This is a genomic window from Neobacillus drentensis (assembly GCF_036965645.1).
Lineage (GTDB): Bacteria > Bacillota > Bacilli > Bacillales > Cytobacillaceae > Neobacillus > Neobacillus drentensis_D.
Map to the genome: position 1 here is coordinate 10995 of NZ_JBALPZ010000054.1, position 229 is coordinate 11223.

Consider the following 229-nt stretch of genomic DNA (forward strand, 5'->3'; position numbering starts at 1 on the left):
AAAATAAAAGGTAAAGAAAATAGTGGAGGAATAGACATGGTACGCAATCGAGCTCACAAAGATCCGGAAGGTAATATGAGAATATTTAAAAACATCAATCAGTCCGCATTAAACTACGTGCAGTCTGCGATTGAGAACCCGGCAGAATCGACTGATGATGCGACGCAAAACCTGGTTAACCAAACAATGAAAAACCCAGGAAAGTGATAAGACTGGTTCAACTTTATAT

1 protein-coding gene is annotated in these 229 nt (G+C 38.9%); it reads left to right on the forward strand.

Annotated features, from left to right (window positions below):
- Window positions 1–207, forward strand: a 207-nt coding sequence (locus tag V7266_RS11235; protein WP_335467976.1) for a hypothetical protein, incomplete at its 5' end; no start/stop codon positions are given.
- Window positions 208–229 lie beyond the last annotated feature (22 nt).